The 288-nt window shown below is 57.3% G+C and carries 1 rRNA gene; it reads left to right on the forward strand.

The features are described from left to right. Window positions 1-194: 194 nt before the first annotated feature. A 16S ribosomal RNA gene (locus tag I656_RS0117390) occupies window positions 195-288 on the forward strand; the annotation flags it as partial.

The following is a 288-nucleotide window of genomic DNA, read 5'->3' on the forward strand; positions in this document are numbered from 1 at the left end:
GAACGAAACGAAGCGCGAAAGAAAAGCTGAGGCCCGCGGGTCGCCGCGATGGGCAAATGTTCTTCGCCTGCAGGGATTTACAATCCCGAAGCGAAGGTGATTTGACCCCGAGCGGCGGCGGGCCGAAGCTGGACAATACGAAAAGCGGAGGCCGCTTTGGCCGAAGCTGGACAATCCGAAAAGCCAATCAACTTTCTTTGGAGAGTTTGATCCTGGCTCAGGACGAACGCTGGCGGCGTGCCTAATACATGCAAGTCGAGCGGACCGGATCGGAGCTTGCTCTGGTTT

It is taken from the genome of Geobacillus sp. WSUCF1, assembly GCF_000422025.1.
Taxonomy (GTDB): Bacteria; Bacillota; Bacilli; order Bacillales; family Anoxybacillaceae; genus Geobacillus; species Geobacillus zalihae.